Below are 23,818 nucleotides of genomic sequence, written 5' to 3' on the forward strand. Positions count from 1 at the left end.
CCCCAGAGAAGTCAGTGGGTTACGCAGAGAATCGTAACGGGATACCAGATCAAGGGCCTGTCCAATGTGCATAAAAAAATCCGGAAACGAGTGAGCGTTTCCGGATTCTTACACAGCCACTGGATCGGTCAACTGATCCTTAACTGATCGGCATTACCCCGGGCGCAGGTAACGTTTTTAGCGGCTGATGTGATATTCTGTACGCCGTTTTTACGGATAAGCCAGGTGAGGGATAACCTCACCTTTTGATTGTTGACTAACTGCGCGTTGTTCATGCCAGATGCGGCGTGAACGCCTTATCTGGCCTACAAATTATGCAAATTCAATATTTTGCAGGAGTTATGTAGGTCTGATAAGCGTAGCGCATCAGGCATTTATGCGTTTAGGGTGAGGGATAACCTCACCCTTTTTAATTCTGAGGTGCTATGTCTGTTGTAATAAGTGATGCCTGGCGTCAGCGTTTTGGCGGCACAGCGCGTCTGTATGGTGAAAAAGCGTTGCAACTGTTTGCTGATGCGCATATTTGTGTCGTCGGTATCGGTGGTGTCGGTTCCTGGGCGGCGGAAGCTCTGGCGCGAACGGGGATTGGCGCAATCACACTTATTGATATGGATGATGTGTGCGTCACCAATACTAATCGGCAAATTCACGCGCTGCGCGATAACGTCGGGCTGGCAAAAGCTGAAGTGATGGCGGAACGTATTCGCCAGATTAACCCGGAGTGCCGGGTAACGGTGGTGGATGATTTTGTGACGCCGGATAACGTAGCGCAATATATGAGTGCCGGTTATTCGTATGTGATTGATGCCATTGATAGCGTGCGACCTAAAGCGGCGCTGATCGCTTATTGCCGTCGCAATAAAATCCCATTGGTCACGACCGGTGGCGCAGGCGGGCAGATTGATCCGACGCAGATTCAGGTTACTGATCTGGCAAAGACAATTCAGGATCCGCTGGCGGCGAAACTGCGCGAGCGCCTGAAAAGTGATTTTGGCGTGGTGAAAAACAGTAAAGGTAAGCTCGGCGTGGACTGCGTTTTCTCTACCGAAGCACTGGTGTACCCGCAGTCAGACGGTACGGTGTGTGCGATGAAAGCCACGGCAGAAGGGCCGAAGCGGATGGATTGCGCGTCAGGATTTGGCGCGGCAACGATGGTAACCGCCACCTTTGGTTTTGTTGCGGTTTCTCATGCGCTGAAGAAGATGATGGCGAAAGCGGCGCGTCAGGGGTAAACATTAGGTCGGAGGCGACGTCTGGTGCGTCTTATCCGACCTTGAACGTGCAACATCAAGCTTGCTTCGCCGCCGCGATAATCGCCTCGCTTAACGCATTCAGCCCTTGACTGCGTGAGGCGCTAAGTTGCGCACGCAATCCCAGCTCATCAAACAATGCCAGCGGCGACTGTGCCTGTAACTCGGCAGCGGTTTTCCCCTCCACTGCGGTCAACAACACGGCCAGCAGACCGCGCACAATGCGTCCTTCGCTATCACCAAAGAAATGCATCTTGCCGTTTTCAGCGACGCTATACCCCAACCAGACGCGGTTTTCGCATCCGGCAATCTCTTTGGCCTGCGCTTTTAACTCGTCTGGCAAAGCAGGAAGCTGTTTCCCCAGCATAATCAACTGGCGATATTTATCTTCCCATTGCGTCAGCGGCGCGAAAGTGTTGCGTAACGACTCTGCCGTTACGGTTGTGCCGAACGGATGTCCGGCGAATTGCGGGTTCGTCATTAATCCACCAATAATTCCAGTGCGCGGTCAACGGCGTTCACCAGCGCATCCACATCACTCTTTGTATTATATGGCGCAAAAGAGGCGCGCAGAGTGCCGGTTACGCCTAATTCTGCCAACAGTGGCTGAGCGCAATGCTGCCCGGCGCGTAGGGCAATGCCATACTCCGCCAGCAGCGTTACCATATCGCTATGATGAACACCGGCGAAATCAAAGGCCAGCAGGCTGGAGTCCTGACAGCGGAATGAACGAAAGCCAGGACGTTTTGCCAGCGCCTCTTCTGCGAGCGTCGCCAGACTGCGACACCAGCTTTCTGCCTGGTTGATATCATAATCTGCCAGCCATTCCAGCGCCGCGCTTAACCCAATGACGCCTGCGACGTTGGGCGTTCCGGCTTCCAGTTTCCACGGCGCAGATTGAGTGGTGAAGCCGTCAAAACTGACTTCGTGGATCATTTTGCCGCCGCCCAGCCAGGGCGACATTGCTTCCAGCAGTTCTGGTTTGCCATACAGCACGCCGACACCTGTCGGGCCATAAAGTTTGTGACCTGAAAAAGCGTAGAAATCGATATCCAGTTGCTGAACATCGGCAGGGAAATGCACCGCCCCCTGAGCTCCATCAACCATCACCACCATTCCGGCGGCGTGGGCAAACGTAATCGCTCTCGCCAAATCCGGGCAACCACCGGTGACGTTCGACATCTGGCCCAGCGCCAGAATCCGGCTACGAGGAGTCATTAGCGCTGGCAATAAATCGACATCCGGCAACCGCTGCGCATTAAGCGGCAGTTTCACCACTTTGGCTCCAGTTTGTTGGGCGACCATCAGCCAGGGAACAAGATTGGCGTGATGTTCTGCCACACTGACAATAATTTCATCGCCTGGTTGCAGGCGTGGACGGGCATAACATTGCGCCACCATGTTAATAGATTCGGTGGTGCCACGTGTCCAGACAATAGTTTTGTCATCCGATGCATTCAGCAGTTGGGCGACTTTCTCCCGCGCGGCCTCATAACGTGCGGTTAACCGTTGGGCTTCGGCGTACTGGCTGCGATGCACGTTTCCAGCACTCAGGCTATAGAACTGCCGGGTTGCCTCAATAACGGCTTCGGGTTTGAGCGCAGTAGCGGCGCTGTCGAGATAGACGCCCGCATCCTGTAATGCGGGAAAATGCGCGCGAAACGGCGCGGGATTAAAAACGTTCATGGTACTCCTCGGCTTGATAAACCGATCGTGGCGCAAAATTCACTTCGACACAAGGATAGCCCTAACCTTCGGATTCATCTGGATATCCAGGCGAAAGCGACTCGGTCGCTTATGCTTAATAGTGTTAGGCGTTAATTTTAGCCTGTTAATGAATTTTTATTGCGAGTGAATAATCGCTTTAAGGAGAAGAAGATGAAAAAGACTGCCGCAATTATCTCTGCCTGTATGCTGACTTTTGCCCTTAGTGCCTGTTCCGGTTCAAACTATGTCATGCACACCAACGATGGACGAACCATTGTTGCCGATGGCAAACCGATGACGGATGATGAAACCGGTATGATTTCTTATAAAGACGCTAATGGCAACAAACAGCAGATCAACCGCACTGACGTGAAAGAGATGGTCGAGCTGGATCAGTAATTCACGATCGCAAGGTAAAAAAAAGCACCGCAATTAGGCGGTGCTACATTAATCACTATGGACAGACAGGGTAAATGTACAGGAAGTGAAAAAAGGTAGCTTTGCTACCATGGTCTGAATCGCAGACCAATTGCAAACACAACAACACAACATCACAACCGTAAGCCAAAAGTTCACCAGAACACGCATTCCGATAAAACTTTTCGTTCCGGCTCAGGAAGTGCCGCCACTATAGGTATTTGCTGGTAGAAGCTCAACGGACAAATTATAATGGCTCAGATAAAAAAAACTAATAGGTTACATACTGTGATCTAATTGTTAAATTCATTTAACATCAAAGTTTAAAAGCCATGTCAAAACGATTACCACCGCTAAATGCCTTACGAGTTTTTGATGCCGCCGCACGCCATTTAAGCTTCACACGTGCAGCAGAAGAGCTTTTTGTGACTCAGGCCGCAGTAAGTCATCAAATCAAGTCACTTGAGGACTTTTTGGGACTAAAACTGTTCCGTCGTCGTAATCGTTCACTTCTGTTGACCGAGGAAGGGCAAAGCTATTTCCTCGATATCAAAGAGATATTTTCGCAATTAACTGAAGCAACGCGTAAACTCCAGGCCCGTAGCGCCAAGGGTGCGTTGACGGTCAGCTTACTCCCCAGTTTTGCCATCCACTGGCTGGTGCCGCGACTTTCCAGCTTTAATTCAGCTTATCCGGGAATCGATGTTCGAATCCAGGCGGTCGATCGTCAGGAAGATAAACTGGCGGACGACGTTGATGTCGCTATATTTTATGGCCGTGGCAACTGGCCAGGACTGCGGGTGGAAAAGCTTTACGCCGAATACCTGTTGCCAGTATGTTCGCCTTTGCTATTAACTGGTGAAAAAACCTTGAAGACCCCGGAAGATCTGGCTAAACATACGTTATTACACGATGCGTCCCGTCGTGACTGGCAGACATATACCCGCCAGTTGGGGTTAAATCATATTAACGTTCAGCAAGGACCGATATTCAGCCATAGCGCCATGGTGCTACAAGCTGCCATTCATGGGCAGGGTGTGGCGCTGGCAAATAACGTGATGGCGCAATCTGAAATCGAGGCTGGACGTCTTGTCTGCCCGTTTAATGATGTTCTGGTCAGTAAAAATGCTTTTTATCTGGTATGTCATGACAGTCAGGCAGAACTGGGTAAAATAGCCGCCTTTCGCCAATGGATCCTGGCGAAAGCCGCTGCTGAACAAGAAAAATTCCGCTTTCGTTATGAACAATAATTTACGTAGGGTACGACCATGACCAGCCGTTTTATGCTGATTTTTGCCGCCATTAGCGGTTTCATTTTTGTGGCTCTGGGCGCTTTTGGTGCACATGTTTTAAGTAAAACAATGGGAGCCGTTGAGATGGGCTGGATCCAGACCGGCCTTGAATACCAGGCGTTCCATACACTGGCGATTTTGGGGCTGGCAGTGGCGATGCAGCGTCGCATCAGTATCTGGTTTTACTGGAGTAGTGTTTTCCTCGCGTTAGGCACGGTGCTGTTCAGCGGCAGCCTTTATTGCCTGGCGCTGTCTCATCTGCGTTTGTGGGCGTTTGTCACTCCGGTCGGTGGTGTGAGCTTCCTCGCGGGTTGGGCGTTAATGTTAGTCGGTGCTATCCGTTTAAAGCGCAAGGGCGTAAGTCATGAATAAGGTTGTATTGTTGTGTCGTCCGGGCTTTGAAAAAGAGTGCGCCGCAGAAATTACCGATAAAGCCGGTCAGCGGGAAATCTTCGGTTTTGCCCGCGTGAAAGAGAATGCGGGTTATGTCATTTATGAATGTTATCAACCGGATGATGGCGATAAGCTAATTCGTGAGCTGCCGTTCAGTTCATTAATTTTTGCCCGCCAGTGGTTTTTGGTAGGAGAACTCCTCCAACATTTGCCGCCAGAAGACCGCATTACGCCTATTGTTGGCATGTTGCAGGGCGTGGTGGAGAAGGGCGGTGAACTGCGTGTTGAAGTCGCGGACACCAACGAAAGCAAAGAGTTACTGAAATTCTGCCGTAAATTCACGGTTCCGCTACGGGCTGCCTTGCGCGATGCGGGCGTGCTGGTGAACTATGAAACACCGAAGCGTCCGGTGGTGCATGTATTCTTCATTGCCCCAGGTTGCTGCTATACCGGTTACTCTTACAGCCACAATAATTCGCCGTTCTATATGGGCATTCCGCGTCTGAAGTTTCCGGCAGATGCGCCGAGTCGTTCCACGCTCAAACTGGAAGAGGCATTTCATGTGTTTATTCCGGCGGATGAGTGGGATGAACGCCTGGCGAACGGGATGTGGGCGGTGGATTTAGGTGCTTGCCCGGGTGGCTGGACCTACCAACTGGTGAAGCGCAACATGTGGGTTTATTCCGTCGACAACGGCCCGATGGCGCAAAGTCTGATGGATACCGGGCAGGTGACATGGCTGCGGGAAGACGGTTTCAAATTCCGTCCGACACGCAGCAATATCTCATGGATGGTATGCGATATGGTTGAAAAACCAGCGAAAGTTGCGGCATTGATGGCGCAGTGGCTGGTTAATGGCTGGTGCCGTGAAACAATCTTCAACCTCAAACTGCCGATGAAAAAACGCTACGAAGAAGTGTCACACAATCTGGCGTATATTCAGGCACAGCTTGATGAACATGGCATAAATGCTCAGATTCAGGCGCGGCAGTTATATCACGATCGCGAAGAAGTGACGGTGCATGTCCGTCGTATCTGGGCTGCGGTGGGTGGTCGTCGCGACGAGCGATAACGGGCAAGGCCGGGGCGCCGTCTCCGGCCTGCTACCATTGCCATCAGGCTGTCACCAAAGAAGCCGCAACCTGGCGCTCATCAGAAATAATGTGCGTGACCTCATCCAGATGCCCGATGCGGGCTTCTCCAGAACGATTAAATTTACTTTTATCAATCAATAACAACGATTGCGCGGCACGTTTTAATAGCATCGATTTGTAGTCAGCGTTGATCGCATTGGAGTCCCACAGTGCGCCGCTGCTGTCGATCCCTTCGCAAGAAAAAATAAACAGATCGATTTCCAGCGATTTAAGCTGGGAAATCAGCGCGGGATTGACGTAACAACCATATTTGCGCTCAAGTGTGCCGCCGGAACTGATCAGTTGAATGCGTTCGCGCTTACCGAGTTCATGACAAATTGGATGGCTATTGGTGAAGACCTGAATGTCGATGTCAGGCAACTGGCGTGCCAGATACCAGCAAGTTGAACTGGCGTCTAAGGCGATCACCATCCCTTCTTCAATCCACGCGAGCGCTTCGCGGGCAATATCTGCTTTATGCGCATAATGGCTTTTCAGCCGGATATGAAAGGGATCGCCGCTGTCTTGATTTTGACGGTGGATATATTTAGCGCGCCCATGATTGCGCAGAATTTTACCCTGCGTCTGTAATTCATTGAGATCGCGACGAATGGTTTCTTTACTGACCTTTAGCTGTTCAGAGAGAGCTTCCGTGGTCAGGCTGGTATGGTTCAGCAGCAGGTCGACTATCGCTTGCTGGCGTGCCGCTTTCATATTTTTCACCCCATCATTCGATAACCGCCCGCGTCATGCGGGCGTACCGGTATGAGATTACGGTGTTACCCCTTTTTTTAAAAGAATATTCCCGTACTTCGCTCGTTCGCCTGTGATAACGATCGCAAAGGCTTTTTGTGCCCGTTCATAAAACGCAAAACGGTCGATGCGGGTGATTTCAGGGCACGGGGTCTGTAGTGAAAGCGCATCACGATAGCGTTGTTCCACTTCAGGATCGAGGGTGTCACCTTCTACTGCCGCCATCATCACCAGCGGCGGCGCATAGCTGTCCAGTTCAAATAACGGGATAATTGCCTGGAGCAAGTCGCTCACTAACAGGCCATCAGCGCGGATCACCTGTGGTCCCATCGCATGGGCGGGAAAGTGAGCATCGGAAAAAATAATTTCATCTCCATGCCCCATCTCTGCCAGCACTTTCAATAGTTCGGGAGAAATTAACGGCGAAATTGTTTTCAGCATTTCACACTTCCTCTGTAAATTCGGGTTCAGTTTGTGGGTAGAAATAACGGTACTGATAATGAATTTGCGCGCGGGCTTCTTCCGGGCTGTTAAATTCCCCTACGCCATACCAGCCAAACAGCGCAGCTCCTGCGACGGTCGTTTCGGCATCGTCGAGAACTTTTACCGGAATATCAAGCACATTGGCTTTAATCTGATTCCACAATGTGTTGCGACTTCCGCCACCGACTAACAACAATTCAGAGGCTTTAAAGTGGCCGATTTTTTCCAGCATCTGTAGATTGCGCTGTAACTGCGCGGTTAACCCTTCCAGCGCCGCGCGATAGAAATGCCCCCGCGTGGTATTGAGCGTCACTCCTTGCCAGCCTGCGTCCTGACATGACAATAAATCACACTGCATTTTCACGCCGTCCGCGCCCGGTGGGATCAGACGAGCTTCTTCAATCAGCATTTGCCACGGAGTTTCAGTAGTCCATAACAGTTTTCTCACCCATTCCAGCACACCGGATGCCAGCCATTGCATACCCGGGTTATACAAACCTGCCTGGCTGTCCAGTTCACAGGTAGAACCGGCGTACTGACTAAGCAGTGAAGTATCAACCTGCGCGCTGCGAACCATTAAAATTTCCCAAGTACCGGAAGAGAGCACGGGTTCATTTTGTTCGGCACCCGCGCCAAAAAGGGCGAACTGAGTATCGTGACCCGCGGAGATCACCGGTATGCCAACGGGTAAGCCGAGCATTGCTGCGGCGCTGTTCTGTAGCGTACCAATCTGTTCACCCGCTTCCACCAGACGAGGGAAGAGTCGGCGTGGAATACCGGTGGCTTGTAAAATTTGCGGACTGAAATCGCGTTGCTGGATATCCAGCATCTGGCTGGTTCCGGCCATGGTGATATCAGTAGTCAATTCGCCGGTTAAACGGTGGTTAATCAGCGACGAAATAAAGAGCCAGGCGTGCGCGCGTTCCAGCAGTTGTGGATGGTTTTCTTTCAACCATACCAGCTTATATAACGTGTTGAAACTAAAGGCTCCGACACCAGAAATGGCCTGCAACTGCTGTGCGGAGATCAACCATTCAATATTGTCCATTACCGCTGCTGTTCGCGGACATTTCCAGCTAATGACCGGATAAAGCAGATTTCCTTGCTTATCAACCAGAGCGCCGTCCACACCAAAGGTCGTTACGGCGATACCGCGGATGTGGTATTCAGCCAGTTCACTGTTGATTTGCCGACAGCAATCAGCGAAGCGTTGCAAAATAGCGTCTAAAGACCACTGGTGCCAGGTGTTGTTTTCCATCGCGATATCGCTGGCATTAGGCGTTGAGGCGCGGGCAACAATTTTTCCCTGCCGATTAACCGCGATGGCCCTGACATTGGTCGCGCCACAGTCGAGTACCAGGATAACTTCTTGTTTCATAATCGCTCCTGCAATATAGCCGGATAACATTGCTTATCCGGCTAACCACTCTTGCTTGTTCAGACCCGGTAGCCGGAGCGACCGGGCATCACATCAGGGAGTAATGTATTAACGCTTGTACAACGGACCGTAGTTCTGGCAAGCGCGGTAATCCTGGCCTTCAATATCCATGCCGTGCGCGGCCCAGGCAGAAGGACGATACACTTTTGTCTCTTCAACGTTGTGCATACATACCGGGATCCGCAGCATTGAGGCGAGAGTGATAAAGTCTGCGCCGACGTGGCCGATGGTCAGAACGCCGTGGTTAGCGCCCCAGTTCGCCATTACCGAGTACACATCCGTAAACGGCCCTTTGCCGGTGAGGCGCGGTGCAAACCAGGTGGTTGGCCAGGTTGAGTTGGTGCGTTTGTTGAGGATGTCATGCACATCCTTCGGCAACTCCACACTCCAGCCTTCCGCGATTTGCAGTACCGGTCCCAGGCCTTTAATAATGTTGACTCGAGTCATGGTGAACGGGACGCCGCCTTCAGTGAGGAAGCGGGAAGAGTAACCGCCGCCACGGAAATATTCGTGGATCGCCGGGCACCATTCGGTAGCAGCGAGGCAAGCGTCAGCCTCTTGCTGGGAGATTTCCCAGTGCGGCTTCATCGTCGGTTTTCCTTCGCTGTCGCGTTGTTTACAGGAACCGTCCAGCGCAGCAGAACCGGAGTTGATCAAATGGATGATGCCGTGTTCTGCCAGCCCGTCCAGTTTATGCCCCGTTACGCGCTCAATTGCTTCAGGTGACCAGTAGGTACGAACATCGGCAAATACCTGAGCGGTGCCGGTGAGCTGGTGACCCATTAGCATTGCCACGCCGTTAAGACTGTCGTTTTCGGTAGCCACGACAAAGGGTTTGCGCACGCCATTCCAGTCAAATGAACTGTTGAGGATCGCTTCGGCGGTGTCGCCATTTGGATATTGATCGGTCCAGTGACGTTGTCCCTGGAAGCCCGCCGCAATGGCGTTGTAGCCAAGAGATTCTTCCACGCGACCGATATCAGCCAGTTTGCTGTTGCCTTGCATCATGTCGCGGATACACATTGCCATCAGCAAACTTTCGCGCAGAACTGCGCGGCTTTGTTCGGCATTACGTTGATATTGTTTGTTATTTTCATCTTCGCCATAGCGGAAGTTTTTATCAGCCCAGGCCAGCGCCATTTCCAGTTCTGCTTCGTCGTAAATCTTCTGATCAATACGGCGACGCAGTTCGGTCATATCCACCGCCTGGACTTTCATTCCCAGCCAGGATTCAAAGAAGTTGTGGTCAACGATGGAACCGGCGATCCCCATCGAAACGCCGCCCAGTGACAGATAGCTTTTACCTTTCATACTGGCGACCGCCAAACCGGCACGGGCAAAGCGCAGCAGTTTTTCTTCAACGTCGGCAGGAATCGATGTGTCATCGGCATCCTGAACGTCATGGCCGTAAATGGAGAATGCCGGGATACCTTTCTGACTGTGAGCTGCCAGGGCTGCGGCGAGGTAAACAGCGCCCGGGCGTTCAGTGCCGTTAAAGCCCCAAATGGCTTTCGGACGGGTAGGGTCCATGTCGATGGTTTCACTGCCATAGCACCAGCAAGGCGTTACCGTAATGGTGAGGCCTACATTCTGGCTGCTGAATTTTTCTTCGCAGGCGGCGGCTTCAGCCATCCCCGCGATACAGGTATCGGAAATGATGCACTCGACGGCAGCACCGCAGGCATGGCGCAGTTTCTCGGTTAGCAGTGCGGCCGTGGCTTTCGCCATATTCATTGTCTGTTCTTCAAGCGACTCACGAACACCCATGCGACGACCGTCAATAACCGGGCGGATACCAATTTTCGGTAAGCTGATTTTTTTCATTACAGATTCCTCACTTTATTCGGAAATATGTTCAGTTAATTGCCGTTTGAGAACGGAAACGGGCAAAGATAAAGATGACCGCGAAGCAGAGTGCGGGGATCAGTTCGGCAGTGGGGATGTTGCCCGCCGCGTCACTGACAAAACCCATGACTGGAGTGACAATACCGCCGCCAATAATGGTCATAACGATGAAGGACGAGCCGTATTTGGTGTCCTGGCCGAGATTCTTAATACCCAGCGAGAAGATTGTTGGGTACTGAATCGACATAAAGGCGCTGCATAAAGTCAGGGCCATTAAACCCACATGACCGCCAGCGAAGGCTGAGATCAGGCACAGTGCCATAGCGATTAATGCGTAGGCTGCCAGGACTTTGTGTGGTGCAAAGCGACTGATGAGCCAGGTGCCGGTGAAACGACCAATAAAGAAGCACACCATGGTTCCGGTTAAATAGTTAGCGGCAAAGCCTGCGGTCATACCTGGAATTTCTTCTACAGCGTAGCGAATCAAATAGCTCCAGCAGGCCGTTTGCGCGCCGACGTAGCAGAATTGCGCTAATACTGCCCAGCGCCAGTGGCGAATACGCGCCAGGCGAGAAAGCGATGCGGAGAACGATCCTTGTTTGGCGTCACTGTGATTATCACTCTGCAATGCTGGGAATTTCGTCAGCATGATCAGCAGGGCGACCAGTAACACGATAGCCACGATGATCATATAAGGTGTCTGTACCGATAATACCAGGCTGTGTTTATACGCACTCAATTGCTCTGGTGACATTTTATCGAGGACGTCTTGCGATTGATGTGGCACGTTAGACAAAATAAGTCTTTGCCCAAAGACAACCGCGATAATTGCGCCAAACGAGTTAAATGTTTGCGCAAGATTTAAGCGAAAGTGACCGCTGCTTTCTGGCCCTAATACCGTAACAAAAGGGTTTGCGGCAGTTTCCAGACAGCCTAATCCGGCTGCAATAATAAATAGGCCAACTAAAAATAAGGTGTAGTTCATTATTTCTGCAGCGGGCCAGAATAATGCAGCGCCGAAGGCATATAAAAACAACCCGGTAATAATCCCTGCTTTATAACTGAGTTTTTTCATCAATATCCCGGCAGGGATTGGGATAATGAAATAACCAAAATAAAAGGCCGATTGGATCAGGCCTGCCTGGAAGTTTGTCAGCGTAAAAGCCTGCTGAAATTGAGGCAATAAAATGTCGTTAAGGTTATTGGCTACCGCCCAAAGAAAAAACAGTGAGCACAGCAGCGCGAATGGAATAATGTAACTTCTGCTTTGCCCTGCATCTTTATCTACCGCACGGTAACTCTGCGTTTGTATTGATGTGTTTCCCATAGCATCCTCTTAGGTTCAGAAGCTTAAGCACGTAATCGGTTATGTTTTCAAAAGTGCAAAACCAGCGAGTCCGGGCTTCATGCCAGTGAATATTTGCCTGTCAGAAATGAACTCATGGATTCATTTTCAAATAAAAAACGCTCTGTAATATGACGATGGTCACACTTATTAGCTGGGAGGTGACTTTATGTGACTACCATCACTTTAATAATCGAAATTTCATGCCCGTTTCAGAAAATAAATCATAAAAAACACAAACCAGATGACCGTATTAATTGTTTGTGCCGAAAACGGGCATTTCTGGCTAGGGGAAATAGAAAAATGACCGTTTTGATAAATATTTTTAAGAGCGGTCATTTTTAACGAGGTTATAAAAAGAGACCTCGTAGTTATTTACTGTGATTAGTTGAGCCAGGTCACAAAATATAAGCTTGTGAATTTCTTTCCGGTTAATCAGGAAGAAGATGGTGGGTAATTAAACGGCTAATTCAATAGTGTGAAAGGAACAACATTATTGTCCTGTTTTGAATCAGAGAGAGGTAGCTAATGGAACGAAATAAACTTGCTCGTCAGATTATTGACACTTGCCTGGAAATGACCCGCCTGGGACTGAATCAGGGAACAGCGGGTAACGTCAGTGTACGTTATCAGGATGGGATGCTGATTACGCCTACAGGCATTCCGTATGAAAAACTGACGGAGTCGCATATTGTCTTTATTGATGGCAACGGTAAACATGAGGAAGGAAAGCTTCCTTCCAGCGAATGGCGTTTCCATATGGCGGCCTACCAAAGCAGACCGGATGCCAACGCGGTTGTTCACAACCATGCCGTTCATTGCACGGCAGTTTCCATTCTTAACCGGCCGATCCCCGCCATTCACTACATGATCGCGGCGGCTGGCGGAAATTCCATTCCTTGCGCACCTTATGCGACCTTTGGGACACGCGAACTTTCCGAACATGTTGCGCTGGCTCTCAAAAATCGTAAAGCAATTCTGCTACAACATCATGGGCTTATCGCTTGTGAGGCTAATCTGGAAAAAGCGTTATGGCTGGCGCATGAAGTTGAAGTGCTGGCGCAGCTTTATCTGGCGACCCTGGCGATTACTGACCCGGTTCCAGTACTGAGCGATGAAGAGATTGCCGTGGTGCTGGAGAAATTCAAAACCTATGGATTACGGATTGAAGAGTAATTTCGTAAAGCAACAAGGAGAAGGATGATGGCTAACAGAATGATTCTGAACGAAACGGCATGGTTTGGGCGGGGCGCAATTGGCGCTTTAACCGATGAGGTGAAACGCCGTGGTTATCAGAAGGCGCTGATCGTGACTGATAAAACGCTGGTGCAGTGCGGCGTGGTGGCGAAAGTGACCGATAAGATGGATGCCGCCGGGCTGGCATGGGCGATTTACGACGGTGTAGTGCCGAATCCGACAATCACCGTAGTCAAAGAAGGGCTGGGTGTATTCCAGAACAGCGGTGCGGATTACCTGATCGCTATTGGTGGTGGTTCTCCGCAGGATACCTGTAAAGCGATTGGCATCATCAGCAACAACCCGGAGTTTGCCGATGTGCGTAGTCTGGAAGGGCTTTCACCGACCAATAAACCCAGCGTACCGATTCTGGCGATCCCCACCACGGCGGGCACTGCGGCGGAAGTGACCATTAACTATGTCATCACTGACGAAGAAAAACGGCGCAAGTTTGTTTGCGTTGATCCGCATGATATCCCGCAGGTGGCGTTTATTGATGCTGACATGATGGATGGTATGCCACCGGCGCTGAAAGCCGCGACCGGTGTCGATGCGCTGACTCATGCCATCGAGGGGTATATTACGCGTGGTGCGTGGGCGCTGACCGATGCGTTGCATATTAAAGCCATTGAAATTATTGCCGGGGCGCTGCGGGGATCGGTTGCCGGTGATAAGGATGCCGGAGAACAGATGGCGCTCGGACAGTATGTCGCGGGCATGGGCTTCTCGAACGTTGGGTTGGGGCTGGTGCATGGTATGGCGCACCCGCTGGGCGCGTTTTATAACACCCCGCACGGTGTTGCGAACGCCATTCTGTTACCGCATGTTATGCGCTATAACGCCGAATTTACCGGCGAGAAGTACCGCGATATTGCGCGCGTAATGGGCGTGAAAGTGGAAGGCATGAGCCTGGAAGAGGCGCGTAATGCTGCTGTTGACGCGGTGTTTGCTCTCAATCGCGATGTAGGTATTCCGCCACATTTGCGTGATGTTGGTGTACGCAAGGAAGACATTCCGGCACTGGCGCAGGCGGCTCTGGACGATGTTTGTACCGGTGGCAACCCGCGTGAAGCAACGCTTGAGGATATTGTAGAGCTTTACCATACCGCCTGGTAATTGCGCTGATGTGATAATGCCGGATGCGACGCTGGCGCGTCTTATCCGGCCTACACGGTCATGAAATTCAATGGGGTGTTAATCGGTAGCATCCGGTATCTCTTTACCGTACCAACCGTAATTGCTGTAAATTGCCGTCGATATGCAAATCAGTTTGTAAGCGGGCAATATCGCGGCACAGAAACGCCATCTCTTTATGTACTTCTAATTTTTTGCGCCACTTTTCGGCAACCGTGTCGAGATTCTCATAAATTCCTTCCAGACTCTGAAACTCGACCAGCAACTGCGTGGCGCTTTTCGGGCCAATCCCTGCAACACCCGGCACCTTTGAACTGCTGATCCCCGCCAGCCCCCAGTAATCGGGCAACTGTTGCGGTTGAACGCCAAATTCTTTATCGATAAACGGCGCATCCAGCCAGCGTTTCTGGAAGTAATCGCGAATGCGCAACGTTGGCGAAAGTAGCTGGCAGTAGCCTTTATCTGTCGAAACAATGGTTGCCTGATGCCCGGCCTGCGTCACTTTGACCGCCAGCGTAGCGGCTAAGTCATCGGCTTCGTTGCCGCTGGCTGACCAGCACGGGACGCCGCGTTGCTCAAAGGCGGCGCGTAATGCAGGCATTTCGTTGTGCAACTCTTCCGGCATTGGTGGGCGACCCGCTTTGTAATCCGGTAAACGTTGATGACGCCAGCCGCTACTGCGGTTTTCATCATCAAAAACGGCGACCGCGTGGGTTGGCTGGCTGTGCATAATAAGTTGATCGAGAGCGTGCTGGCAGGTCTCCACGCAGGGCGAACCCTGAACGGCATGAATGCGACGGATAAGATTCAGTGCATCGACGATAAGCAAATGAACAGCCACGATAACCCCCTTAAAGATCAGGCGATAAGGGTAACATTCGATACCGGAACAGGCTACGGCTGGATGAGAAAACAGGAAGAGGCCTCGCAAAACGAGGCCTCTGGAGAGAGATTAATCGCAGGCAACGATTTTCATCGCCAGGCCGCCGCGAGATGTTTCGCGGTACTTGGCATTCATGTCTTTACCTGTTTCGTACATGGTTTCGATAACTTTATCGAGGCATACGCGTGGCTCGCTGGTACGGCGCAGTGCCATACGTGCAGCGTTCACTGCTTTCACTGCTGCAATAGCATTACGCTCGATGCACGGCACCTGTACCTGTCCGGCGACCGGATCACAAGTCAGGCCGAGGTTATGCTCCATAGCGATTTCCGCCGCGATGCACACCTGCGCCGGGCTTGCGCCTAACAGTTCAGCCAGGCCAGCCGCAGCCATAGAGCACGCCACACCAACTTCACCCTGGCAACCCACTTCGGCACCAGAAATCGAGGCGTTCATCTTATAAAGAGAACCAATCGCGCTGGCAACCAGCAGATAACGAGCCAGTGAGTTAGCGTTCACTTCGCGGATAAACTTGTCGTAGTATGCCAGCACCGCCGGGATAATTCCGCACGCGCCGTTAGTCGGCGCAGTAACCACTCGACCACCTGCTGCGTTTTCTTCGTTTACCGCCAGTGCGAACATGTTGATCCAGTCGACAACCGCCATTGGGTCAGTTGTGGTCTTATCCTGGCTAACCAGCATTCGACGCAGCGCCGCCGCACGACGTGGAACGCGCAGTTTGCCTGGCAACACGCCTTCGGTGGAAATACCGCGCTCAATACCGCCGCGCATCACTTCCCAGACGTTCGCCAGATGCTGTTCCAGCTCTTCTTTGCTGTGCAGCGCCAGCTCGTTTTTCATCATCAGGCCAGAGAGTGACAGACCAGTTTCCTGGCAATGTTTTTGCAGGTCGGCTGCTGAACTGTAAGGATAGGGAACTTCAACCGGTGCGCTATCCTGCTGACCAAAATGTTCTTCATCAACGATAAAGCCACCGCCGATGGAGTAGTAAGTCTGACTGTAAACAACTTTGTCGCCTGCCAGAGCGGTGATGCGCATACCATTCTCATGCAGAGAAAGGTTGTCAGCATGGAAGTTCATGCACTGATCAACCGGGAACTCCACTTCGTGCTGACCGTTTGCCAGCATCAGACGACCGTGAGTATTCACATCCTGAATAAAACCAGGGATAGAGTCGATATCCACGGTATCTGGCAGATTACCCGCCAGACCCATAATAATGGCGATATCCGTGTGGTGGCCTTTACCGGTCAGAGAGAGTGAGCCGTAGACGTCAACCACCACGCGGGTTACGTCTTTCAGCAGATTACGGGCAATCAGATCGTCGGTAAATTGTTTACCCGCTTTCATCGGTCCAACGGTATGAGAGCTGGAAGGGCCAATGCCGATTTTGAAAATATCGAATACGCTAATCATAGGAAATACATCGCGTTAAAACGGAGGAAGCGCCGCCCGAAAGCGGCGCGAAAGGACTTAGCTGAACAGAGAGTAGAAGATTGCGGAGATAGCAATCAGACCCATCACGACAACGAATACGTTGCTGATGTGACCGCTGTACTTACGCATTGCCGGTACTTTCTGGATTGCGTACATCGGCATCAGGAACAGGATCATCGCGATGATTGGGCCGCCCAGGGTTTCAATCATACCCAGGATGCTCGGGTTCAGGGTGGCAACAATCCAGGTTGTTACCAGCATGAACAGCGCAGTGATACGGTTCAGCTTGTTGATTTCAATAGACTTACCTTTACCACGCAGTGATTTAATCACCATACCGTTGAAGCCTTCACGCGCGCCCAGGTAGTGGCCGAGGAAGGATTTGGTGATGGCAATCATCGCGATAATCGGTGCCATCCACGCGATAATCGGCGCATTAAAGTGGTTAGCCAGGTAAGACAGAATCGAGATGTTCTGTTCTTTTGCCGCAGCCAGGTCTGCCGGAGACAGGCTCAGTACGCAGCTAAAGACGAAGAACATAACGGTCAGCACCATCATGATGTGTGCGAATGCCAGGATCTTAGAGCATTTCTGTTCTGCCATATCGCCGTACTCTTCACGCTTCGCAACGGCGAAAGAAGAGATGATCGGAGAGTGGTTGAACGAGAACACCATGACCGGAATCGCCAGCCACAGAGTCATCCACAGACCGTTACCGGTAGAAGCTGCAGTATCCAGAGACAGAGTTTCCAGCGCCGCGCCGTTCCACTGTGGGATCAGGTACAGAGCCAGCAGCATCAGAACTGCAACGAACGGGAATACCAGGATGCTCATTGCTTTAACGATCATCTGCTCACCGAAGCGAACGATGGTCATCATACCCACGATCAGGATCAGGGACAGAATCGCACGCGGCGGCGGTGTCATGCCCAGTTGGTGGGCCATGAAGCTTTCTACCGTGTTAGTGATTGCCACGCTGTACACCAGCAGGATCGGGTAAATAGCAAAGAAGTACAGCAGGGTAATCAGTTTACCTGCGCCAACACCAAAGTGTTCTTCTACTACCTCGGTGATGTCTTCGCCCGGATTTTTACCAGACAGTACGAAGCGAGTCAGGCCGCGGTGAGCAAAAAACGTCATCGGAAACGCAAGGATGGCCATGATGATCAGCGGGATCATACCGCCAACACCGGCGTTGATTGGCAGGAACAGTACACCCGCGCCGATTGCTGTACCATAAAGGCCCAGCATCCACATGGTGTCTGTCTTGCGCCAGGCACTGCGAGAGTCTTTCGACGCAATCGTGCTGGTTTGAGTTGTTTCCATCTATTTCTCCTGGAGGAATGCAAATAATTCAGCTTTTAGCCAGTTCAGCCCGGGAAGGTGCCTGGCCGTAAAAATGAAATCTGTCTATCGGCGATGGCTCAATCATTTTCCGCCGTAATAATTTGAGGGCGGAAAGATACACACAACTTATGTCTCTATCAGTGATCTTGATCTCAAATACAATAATCTACTTGGAAGATAGATAATCCCAACGCTTTACTCTGTAAATCAAAAGTAAAAGAGAATTTAAGGGCGATATTTGCCCACTAAACGACATCTGTTTTCTTCCGGGGCGCGCAATATATGTAGGTTGAACTGAAAAAATCAATACTTTTAGTTAATCATGATGAGATTTTATTTTTATCAGCGATAAAATGCGGTTTATAAAAGCAGGTAAACGTTTGCGTTACAATATAAATTGTATGACATATTGATGTTGGTGATATTAATTGCATGATGACGTGCTGAAATATTCAGATGGAAAATGAAATAGATTGCTTAGTGAGTGACCAGGGAGAACAAAACCCGGCAACGATCGTTACCGGGAGAAGGGAGATTAAGTGCAGATTTCGTAGCAAGGGATATAGGCAGAGCCAGGCAACTTCATACGATGCTGGGCGACAAACCCCTGAAGCAGGTCGTCCATACGACGCATAATCTCTTTATCGCCGTTGATTTTGTAAGGGCCAAACTCTTCAATGGCGCGAATACCGACTTCTTTCACGTTACCCGCAACAATACCGGAGAATGCTCGACGCAGATCGGCGGCCAGCACTTCAACGGGTTGATCCGGGTAAAGCTTCAGATTGGCCATGTTCTCGTGAGACGGCTCAAACGGCATTTGCAGCTCTGGCGCAATGCGCATTGACCAGTTAAAGCTGTACGCATCGCCGGTATCGCGACGGTTTTCTTTCACCAGCGGCATCGCTTTTTTCATCTGACGTGCTACTTCGGCAGCGTCATCAATAATGATGCGATAATGGCGGCGCGCGTTTTCTCCCAGCGTATGTACGACAAATTCGTCCAGTACGCGGAAGTAGTCGGCGCTTTCTTTCGGCCCGGTGAGGATCAACGGTAAAACCTGATCTTTGTTGGCCGGATTCATTAAAATTCCCAGCAAGTACAGCAACTCTTCTGCCGTACCCACACCACCCGGGAAAATAATGATGCCGTGAGCGATACGCACAAACGCTTCAAGACGTTTTTCGATATCCGGCATGATGATCAGTTCGTTGACCAGTGGGTTAGGCGGTTCAGCGGCGATAATCGACGGTTCTGTCATGCCAATAAAACGACTGTCTTTGTAACGCTGCTGAGCGTGACCTACTGCTGCACCTTTCATCGGCGCTTCCATCGCTCCTGGACCGCAGCCGGTGCAGATATTCAGCTCGCGAAGCCCCAGTTGATTACCAACGCGCCGTGCATACAGATATTCGTTTTCATTGATGGAGTGACCACCCCAGCACACCACCATATTTGGTGCTTCGCCTACATGCAGCGCGCGCGCGTTGCGCAATATAGAAAAGACCAGATTAGTAATGTGGACAGAGTTGTCGAGATTCAGATTGGGAAAACGAACGGTGTTATGGATTTGCCCGTAGACGAAGAGAATGTCGCGCAGAACCGCAAACAAGTTGGCCTGTAAGGCGCGGATAATGCGCCCATCGACGAAAGCTTCTTCCGGAGGGTTGATCAGTTCCAGCTTAACACCGCGTTCACGGCGCAACACGTTAATGTCGAAATTTTCAAAACGGGATAGCAATTCTTTGCTGTTATCGGTGAGGCTACCGGAGTTCAGAACGGCAAGTGAACAGTTGCGAAACAGTTGATAGAGGTCGCTGCTGGCGGTGCGTTTAAGCATGTCCACCTCCAACTGCGACAACATATCCATGGAGCCAAGTGGGCTAATATGTGTAATCAAGAAAAACTCCTTATGGGACAATTATTGTCATTCCCTTTGATTACAATAGCCCTGCCTGATGGCCTTTCACAACTCTATGCTTGAATCCAGCACGCAAAACTGAAAAAAAATTTATTGTCGTACCAGTCGGGTAGTCGATGGGACAAAGTCACTATTGCTACGCCAGGGGTTAATGTCCAGACCGCCACGACGGGTATAACGAGCGTAAACGCTTAATTTTTCTGGCTGGCAGAAGCGCAGCAGATCATTAAAAATACGCTCTACGCATTGCTCATGGAACTCGTTGTGATGACGGAAAGAAACCAGATAACGCAGCAGTTTTTCCCGATCAATCTTGTGTCCACGGTACTGAATTTGAATGGAACCCCAGTCTGGCTGATGGGTGATCAGACAGTTTGATTTCAGCAGATGGCTAACCAGCGTCTCTTCCACCACTTTTTCACCGCTGGCGGCATTCTCAAGGTAGTCAGTGGTGAATTCATAGTTATCGATAGCGATATCCTGCTCATCAATGCAGGTGCCATTGAAATGACCCATTGGCTGGCCTTCTAGTTCATCGAGTCGATATAACGCCACGCTGACCTTACCCTGGGCGCAGGTACTTAAATCGCGCTCCAGCGTCTGGCGCACCTCTTCCCAATTGTTAAATCGAGTCTGATTAAAGCTATTGAGATAGAGCTTAAAACTCTTCGACTCAATGAGATTCACGCTGGTGTAATCAAGTTCAACATGACCCACAGCGACCTGCGGTAAACCTTTCGCATTTAGCCAGGAAAGCTCATATAGCGTCCAGATATCCGCGCCGTGAAAAGGCAGGTTATCCGCTTTCAGACCCAGTGGATCGCGATTCAGACTACGCGGAACGCCTTGCAGCAGGCTGGCGTCATAGGTATCCCTGTAATCGGTTGATTTTCCGAGAGTCAGGCCTGCAAGTGCCTGATGGTTTGCATAAGAAGACATGTTTCACCGTCATAAACCAGATAAACTAAACAACAAGTGTATCTGGTTTAAGTGAAGAGAGAAATTAGTGGACGATTTGACCGCACAAGCCCTGAAGGATTTTACTGCGCGCTACTGCGATGCCTGGCATGAACAGTATAAAAGCTGGCCGTTAAGTGAGGAGCTGTATGGCGTTCCTTCGCCATGCATTATTTCAACCACCGAAGACGCCGTATACTGGCAACCTCAACCGTTTACCGGTGAGCAAAATGTAAACGCGGTTGAACGGGCGTTTGATATTGTGATACAACCCACAATTCATACCTTCTATACGACCCAGTTTGCCGGGGATATGCATGCGCAGTTTGGTGATATCAAACTGACATTACTGCAAACCTGGAGCGAAGATGACTTCCGTCGAGTGCAGGAAAATCTGATTGGCCATTTGGTTACTCAGAAACGTCTAAAACTGCCGCCTACGCTATTTATCGCGACGCTGGAAGAAGAGCTGGAGGTAATCTCGGTGTGTAATCTCTCAGGCGAAGTATGCAAAGAGACACTGGGAACGCGTAAACGGGCGCATTTAGCCTCAAATCTTGCGGAATTCCTCAACCAACTTAAGCCTCTTCTGTAATCCAAATACCCCGTCTTGTTGTGAGAGATCTCTTACAGACCCTGTAGGAGATCGCCAGGAAATAAGCGAATACTTAATAAGATGAGATTTGATATTTTGATTTGAAATCAATTGCTTATTGTTGTTTTTTCGACTTTCATATGAAATTATCCTTAAGGCATTGTCTGTAAGCTCCTTGTAAGACGCAGTGAAAAAGACGATTCTATCTTCGTCGACAGGGAGTCAGACAATGAAGTGAACATCAGGATGATGACACTTCTGAAGGACACGCCAGGATGGTGTTTCAGGGAAAGGCTTCCGGATGAAGCGAAGAGGATAACGCAGGACGCGTTAAAGGACACCTCCAGGATGGAGAATGAGAACCGGTCAGGATGATTCGGTGGGTCAGGAAGGCCAGGGACACTTCAGGATGAAGTATCACATCGGGGTGGTGTGAGCAGGGAGCAATAGTTCAGGATGAACGATTGGCCGTAAGGCTAAAGGAAAAGTTGTCAAGGATGAGCAGGGAGCAACAAAAGTAGCTGGAATGCTGCGAAACGAATCGGGAGCACTGTGAATACAGTGCTCCCTTTTTTTATTCCTGCTATTCTTCGCGGCAGTTTTTTACTTGAGGCTGCTTTATGACTACTCATGACCGCGTTCGTTTCCAGTTACAGGCGCTTGAAGCGCTGCTGCGTGAACATCAGCACTGGCGCAATGATGAACCCCAGCCGCATCTATTCAACAGTACCCAACCGTTTTTTATGGACACCATGGAACCGTTGGAGTGGTTGCAGTGGGTGCTTATCCCGCGGATGCACGATTTATTAGATAACAATCAGCCATTACCAGGGGCATTTGCTGTGGCGCCGTACTATGAAATGGCGCTGGCGACGGATCACCCGCAACGAGCGCTTATTCTGGCGGAGCTGGAAAAGCTGGATGCCCTTTTTGCGGATGATGCTAACTGATGTTGGAAATACTCTACCAGGATGAATGGTTGGTGGCGGTAAATAAACCGTCCGGCTGGCTGGTCCACCGTAGCTGGCTGGATCGCGACGAGAAAGTTGTGGTGATGCAAACTGTGCGTGACCAGATTGGTCAGCATGTTTTTACCGCGCATCGTCTGGATCGCCCGACTTCTGGCGTATTGCTGATGGGGTTATCCAGTGAGGCAGGGCGACTGTTGGCGCAACAGTTTGAACAGCACCAAATCCAGAAACGTTACCATGCGATTGTGCGTGGCTGGCTGATGGATGAGGCGGAGCTGGATTATCCGCTGGTAGAAGAACTGGACAAAATCGCTGATAAATATGCCCGCGAAGATAAAGGTCCACAGCCAGCGGTAACGCATTATCGCGGTCTGGCGACGGTGGAAATGCCTGTGGCGACTGGACGTTACCCGACCACGCGCTATGGCCTGGTGGAACTGGAGCCGAAAACTGGACGTAAACACCAACTACGCCGCCATCTGGCCCATTTGCGTCATCCCATCATTGGGGACAGCAAACACGGCGATTTGCGCCAGAACCGCAGCGGGGCTGAACATTTCGGCCTGCAGAGGTTAATGCTACATGCCAGCCAGTTGTCATTGACGCATCCTTTTACTGGTGAGCCGCTCACTATTTACGCGGGTCTGGACGACACCTGGATGCAGGCGTTATCACAGTTTGGTTGGCGCGGTCTACTTCCTGAAAATGAAAGGGTTGAGTTCAGCGCGGCATCCGGTCAGGATGGTGAGATGAGTTCCTAATCCAGGGAGAAAACGGTATGGCGGAAATTGGTATTTTTGTTGGCACCATGTACGGCAACGCATTGTTAGTTGCAGAAGAAGCGGAAGCCATTTTGTCCGGGCAAGGACACAAAGCAACGGTATTTGAAGATCCAGAGTTAAGTGACTGGCTACCCTATCAGGACAAGTACGTACTGGTAGTCACCTCGACCACCGGGCAGGGCGACCTTCCTGACAGCATTGTGCCGCTCTTTCTGGGAATAAAGGATAACCTCGGTTTCCAGCCGAACCTGCGTTATGGCGTGATTGCCCTTGGCGACAGCAGTTATGTGAATTTCTGCAATGGTGGCAAACAGTTCGATGCTTTGTTGCAGGAACAAAGCGCGCAGCGGGTAGGGGAAATGCTGCTGATTGATGCCAGCGAGACCCCGGAACCAGAAACGGAATCAAACCCGTGGGTTGAACATTGGGGCACGCTGTTGTCCTGAGTCCTCGCTATTTTTGCTGATATACCTAATGG

24 protein-coding genes are annotated in these 23,818 nt (G+C 50.8%); 11 read left to right on the plus strand and 13 right to left on the minus strand.

Features of this window, described 5'->3' with window-relative positions; translation table 11 throughout:
* Nucleotides 1-72: hypothetical protein (locus A9587_RS25270; protein ID WP_001675268.1), on the minus strand; the 72-nt coding region annotated here is incomplete at its 3' end.
* A gap of 353 nt (nt 73-425) precedes the next feature.
* Between A9587_RS25270 and tcdA the strand changes: the two genes are divergently transcribed.
* Nucleotides 426-1,232 (plus strand): tRNA cyclic N6-threonylcarbamoyladenosine(37) synthase TcdA, encoded by an 807-nt coding sequence (gene tcdA / locus A9587_RS21670; RefSeq protein WP_000117724.1) that lies wholly within the window; start codon nt 426-428, stop codon nt 1,230-1,232.
* Between the two features lie 55 nt (nt 1,233-1,287).
* On the opposite strand, the gene csdE is transcribed toward tcdA, so the two are convergent.
* Complete coding sequence (csdE, locus tag A9587_RS21675; RefSeq protein WP_105263910.1) at nt 1,288-1,731, minus strand: cysteine desulfurase sulfur acceptor subunit CsdE; 444 nt, start codon at nt 1,729-1,731, stop codon at nt 1,288-1,290.
* On the minus strand, nt 1,731-2,936 hold the full coding sequence (csdA, locus tag A9587_RS21680) for a cysteine desulfurase CsdA (RefSeq protein WP_105263909.1): 1,206 nt from the start codon (nt 2,934-2,936) through the stop codon (nt 1,731-1,733). Before csdA ends, csdE begins: the two co-directional genes overlap by 1 nt.
* Nucleotides 2,937-3,128: 192 nt before the next feature.
* Between csdA and A9587_RS21685 the strand changes: the two genes are divergently transcribed.
* The 4 genes from A9587_RS21685 to rlmM all read left to right on the plus strand — a co-directional run bounded on the left by A9587_RS21685 (nt 3,129) and on the right by rlmM (nt 6,131).
* Entirely contained in the window at nt 3,129-3,356 is a 228-nt protein-coding gene (locus A9587_RS21685) for a YgdI/YgdR family lipoprotein (RefSeq protein ID WP_000750396.1), read from the plus strand.
* A 350-nt stretch (nt 3,357-3,706) separates the two neighbouring features.
* A complete protein-coding gene (gene gcvA, locus A9587_RS21690; RefSeq protein WP_000044404.1) occupies nt 3,707-4,624 on the plus strand; it encodes a glycine cleavage system transcriptional regulator GcvA in 918 nt (305 codons plus the stop codon).
* Between the two features lie 18 nt (nt 4,625-4,642).
* Nucleotides 4,643-5,038, plus strand: coding sequence for a DUF423 domain-containing protein (locus tag A9587_RS21695; protein ID WP_000203905.1), 396 nt, complete (start codon nt 4,643-4,645; stop codon nt 5,036-5,038).
* Nucleotides 5,031-6,131 (plus strand): 23S rRNA (cytidine(2498)-2'-O)-methyltransferase RlmM, encoded by a 1,101-nt coding sequence (rlmM, locus tag A9587_RS21700; protein ID WP_001045507.1) that lies wholly within the window; start codon nt 5,031-5,033, stop codon nt 6,129-6,131. Before A9587_RS21695 ends, rlmM begins: the two co-directional genes overlap by 8 nt.
* Nucleotides 6,132-6,174: 43 nt before the next feature.
* Here the strand turns inward: rlmM and fucR are convergent, their stop codons facing one another.
* From fucR to fucP, 5 genes are all read right to left on the minus strand, one after another.
* Nucleotides 6,175-6,906 (minus strand): L-fucose operon activator, encoded by a 732-nt coding sequence (gene fucR, locus A9587_RS21705; protein ID WP_001516979.1) that lies wholly within the window; start codon nt 6,904-6,906, stop codon nt 6,175-6,177.
* A gap of 57 nt (nt 6,907-6,963) precedes the next feature.
* A complete protein-coding gene (fucU, locus tag A9587_RS21710) occupies nt 6,964-7,386 on the minus strand; it encodes an L-fucose mutarotase (protein WP_000920827.1) in 423 nt (140 codons plus the stop codon).
* A 1-nt stretch (nt 7,387) separates the two neighbouring features.
* Complete coding sequence (gene fucK / locus A9587_RS21715; RefSeq protein ID WP_105263908.1) at nt 7,388-8,806, minus strand: L-fuculokinase; 1,419 nt, start codon at nt 8,804-8,806, stop codon at nt 7,388-7,390.
* 108 nt (nt 8,807-8,914) lie between these two features.
* Nucleotides 8,915-10,690: an L-fucose isomerase gene (gene fucI / locus A9587_RS21720; protein ID WP_000724136.1), complete on the minus strand. Its 1,776-nt coding sequence runs from the start codon at nt 10,688-10,690 to the stop codon at nt 8,915-8,917.
* A gap of 31 nt (nt 10,691-10,721) precedes the next feature.
* Nucleotides 10,722-12,038 (minus strand): L-fucose:H+ symporter permease, encoded by a 1,317-nt coding sequence (gene fucP / locus A9587_RS21725; protein WP_105263907.1) that lies wholly within the window; start codon nt 12,036-12,038, stop codon nt 10,722-10,724.
* A gap of 546 nt (nt 12,039-12,584) precedes the next feature.
* Here fucP and fucA point away from each other — a divergent pair.
* On the plus strand, nt 12,585-13,232 hold the full coding sequence (fucA, locus tag A9587_RS21730) for an L-fuculose-phosphate aldolase (protein WP_000440771.1): 648 nt from the start codon (nt 12,585-12,587) through the stop codon (nt 13,230-13,232).
* A 27-nt stretch (nt 13,233-13,259) separates the two neighbouring features.
* Nucleotides 13,260-14,408, plus strand: a complete 1,149-nt coding sequence (fucO, locus tag A9587_RS21735; protein WP_000013549.1) for a lactaldehyde reductase — start codon at nt 13,260-13,262, stop codon at nt 14,406-14,408.
* Between the two features lie 103 nt (nt 14,409-14,511).
* Here fucO and xni read toward each other — a convergent pair whose 3' ends face one another.
* From xni to queF, 5 genes are all read right to left on the minus strand, one after another.
* Complete coding sequence (gene xni, locus A9587_RS21740; RefSeq protein WP_024191905.1) at nt 14,512-15,267, minus strand: flap endonuclease Xni; 756 nt, start codon at nt 15,265-15,267, stop codon at nt 14,512-14,514.
* Between the two features lie 111 nt (nt 15,268-15,378).
* Nucleotides 15,379-16,746 (minus strand): L-serine ammonia-lyase II, encoded by a 1,368-nt coding sequence (gene sdaB / locus A9587_RS21745; RefSeq protein ID WP_000626404.1) that lies wholly within the window; start codon nt 16,744-16,746, stop codon nt 15,379-15,381.
* 57 nt (nt 16,747-16,803) lie between these two features.
* Nucleotides 16,804-18,093 carry an HAAAP family serine/threonine permease SdaC gene (sdaC, locus tag A9587_RS21750; protein ID WP_000450483.1) on the minus strand — a complete coding sequence of 430 codons (1,290 nt, stop codon included), beginning with the start codon at nt 18,091-18,093 and terminating at the stop codon, nt 16,804-16,806.
* A gap of 556 nt (nt 18,094-18,649) precedes the next feature.
* Nucleotides 18,650-20,014, minus strand: a complete 1,365-nt coding sequence (gene ppnN, locus A9587_RS21755; protein WP_105263906.1) for a nucleotide 5'-monophosphate nucleosidase PpnN — start codon at nt 20,012-20,014, stop codon at nt 18,650-18,652.
* Nucleotides 20,015-20,125: 111 nt separating this feature from the next.
* Nucleotides 20,126-20,974 carry an NADPH-dependent 7-cyano-7-deazaguanine reductase QueF gene (gene queF / locus A9587_RS21760; RefSeq protein ID WP_000100401.1) on the minus strand — a complete coding sequence of 283 codons (849 nt, stop codon included), beginning with the start codon at nt 20,972-20,974 and terminating at the stop codon, nt 20,126-20,128.
* Nucleotides 20,975-21,041: 67 nt separating this feature from the next.
* On the opposite strand from queF, the gene syd reads away from it, so the two are divergent.
* The 4 genes from syd to A9587_RS21780 all read left to right on the plus strand — a co-directional run bounded on the left by syd (nt 21,042) and on the right by A9587_RS21780 (nt 23,786).
* Nucleotides 21,042-21,587, plus strand: coding sequence for a SecY-interacting protein (gene syd / locus A9587_RS21765; RefSeq protein WP_000342441.1), 546 nt, complete (start codon nt 21,042-21,044; stop codon nt 21,585-21,587).
* Between the two features lie 620 nt (nt 21,588-22,207).
* A complete protein-coding gene (locus A9587_RS21770) occupies nt 22,208-22,537 on the plus strand; it encodes a YqcC family protein (RefSeq protein WP_000206974.1) in 330 nt (109 codons plus the stop codon).
* On the plus strand, nt 22,537-23,319 hold the full coding sequence (gene truC / locus A9587_RS21775) for a tRNA pseudouridine(65) synthase TruC (RefSeq protein WP_000889990.1): 783 nt from the start codon (nt 22,537-22,539) through the stop codon (nt 23,317-23,319). Before A9587_RS21770 ends, truC begins: the two co-directional genes overlap by 1 nt.
* Nucleotides 23,320-23,336: 17 nt before the next feature.
* Nucleotides 23,337-23,786 carry a flavodoxin gene (locus A9587_RS21780; RefSeq protein WP_000807727.1) on the plus strand — a complete coding sequence of 150 codons (450 nt, stop codon included), beginning with the start codon at nt 23,337-23,339 and terminating at the stop codon, nt 23,784-23,786.
* Nucleotides 23,787-23,818: the final 32 nt, after the last annotated feature.

Origin of the sequence: Escherichia sp. MOD1-EC6162 (assembly GCF_002965125.1) — a bacterium.
GTDB lineage: Bacteria > Pseudomonadota > Gammaproteobacteria > Enterobacterales > Enterobacteriaceae > Escherichia > Escherichia marmotae.

Bases quoted from the DNA above. Each gene is read 5' to 3' on its own strand.
- tcdA (WP_000117724.1), top strand. From the start codon at position 426: ATGTCTGTTGTAATAAGTGATGCCTGGCGTCAGCGTTTTGGCGGCACA.
- csdE (WP_105263910.1), bottom strand. From the start codon at position 1,731: ATGACGAACCCGCAATTCGCCGGACATCCGTTCGGCACAACCGTAACG.
- csdA (WP_105263909.1), bottom strand. From the start codon at position 2,936: ATGAACGTTTTTAATCCCGCGCCGTTTCGCGCGCATTTTCCCGCATTA.
- A9587_RS21685 (WP_000750396.1), top strand. From the start codon at position 3,129: ATGAAAAAGACTGCCGCAATTATCTCTGCCTGTATGCTGACTTTTGCC.
- gcvA (WP_000044404.1), top strand. From the start codon at position 3,707: ATGTCAAAACGATTACCACCGCTAAATGCCTTACGAGTTTTTGATGCC.
- A9587_RS21695 (WP_000203905.1), top strand. From the start codon at position 4,643: ATGACCAGCCGTTTTATGCTGATTTTTGCCGCCATTAGCGGTTTCATT.
- rlmM (WP_001045507.1), top strand. From the start codon at position 5,031: ATGAATAAGGTTGTATTGTTGTGTCGTCCGGGCTTTGAAAAAGAGTGC.
- fucR (WP_001516979.1), bottom strand. From the start codon at position 6,906: ATGAAAGCGGCACGCCAGCAAGCGATAGTCGACCTGCTGCTGAACCAT.
- fucU (WP_000920827.1), bottom strand. From the start codon at position 7,386: ATGCTGAAAACAATTTCGCCGTTAATTTCTCCCGAACTATTGAAAGTG.
- fucK (WP_105263908.1), bottom strand. From the start codon at position 8,806: ATGAAACAAGAAGTTATCCTGGTACTCGACTGTGGCGCGACCAATGTC.
- fucI (WP_000724136.1), bottom strand. From the start codon at position 10,690: ATGAAAAAAATCAGCTTACCGAAAATTGGTATCCGCCCGGTTATTGAC.
- fucP (WP_105263907.1), bottom strand. From the start codon at position 12,038: ATGGGAAACACATCAATACAAACGCAGAGTTACCGTGCGGTAGATAAA.
- fucA (WP_000440771.1), top strand. From the start codon at position 12,585: ATGGAACGAAATAAACTTGCTCGTCAGATTATTGACACTTGCCTGGAA.
- fucO (WP_000013549.1), top strand. From the start codon at position 13,260: ATGGCTAACAGAATGATTCTGAACGAAACGGCATGGTTTGGGCGGGGC.
- sdaB (WP_000626404.1), bottom strand. From the start codon at position 16,746: ATGATTAGCGTATTCGATATTTTCAAAATCGGCATTGGCCCTTCCAGC.
- sdaC (WP_000450483.1), bottom strand. From the start codon at position 18,093: ATGGAAACAACTCAAACCAGCACGATTGCGTCGAAAGACTCTCGCAGT.
- queF (WP_000100401.1), bottom strand. From the start codon at position 20,974: ATGTCTTCTTATGCAAACCATCAGGCACTTGCAGGCCTGACTCTCGGA.
- A9587_RS21770 (WP_000206974.1), top strand. From the start codon at position 22,208: ATGACTACTCATGACCGCGTTCGTTTCCAGTTACAGGCGCTTGAAGCG.
- truC (WP_000889990.1), top strand. From the start codon at position 22,537: ATGTTGGAAATACTCTACCAGGATGAATGGTTGGTGGCGGTAAATAAA.
- A9587_RS21780 (WP_000807727.1), top strand. From the start codon at position 23,337: ATGGCGGAAATTGGTATTTTTGTTGGCACCATGTACGGCAACGCATTG.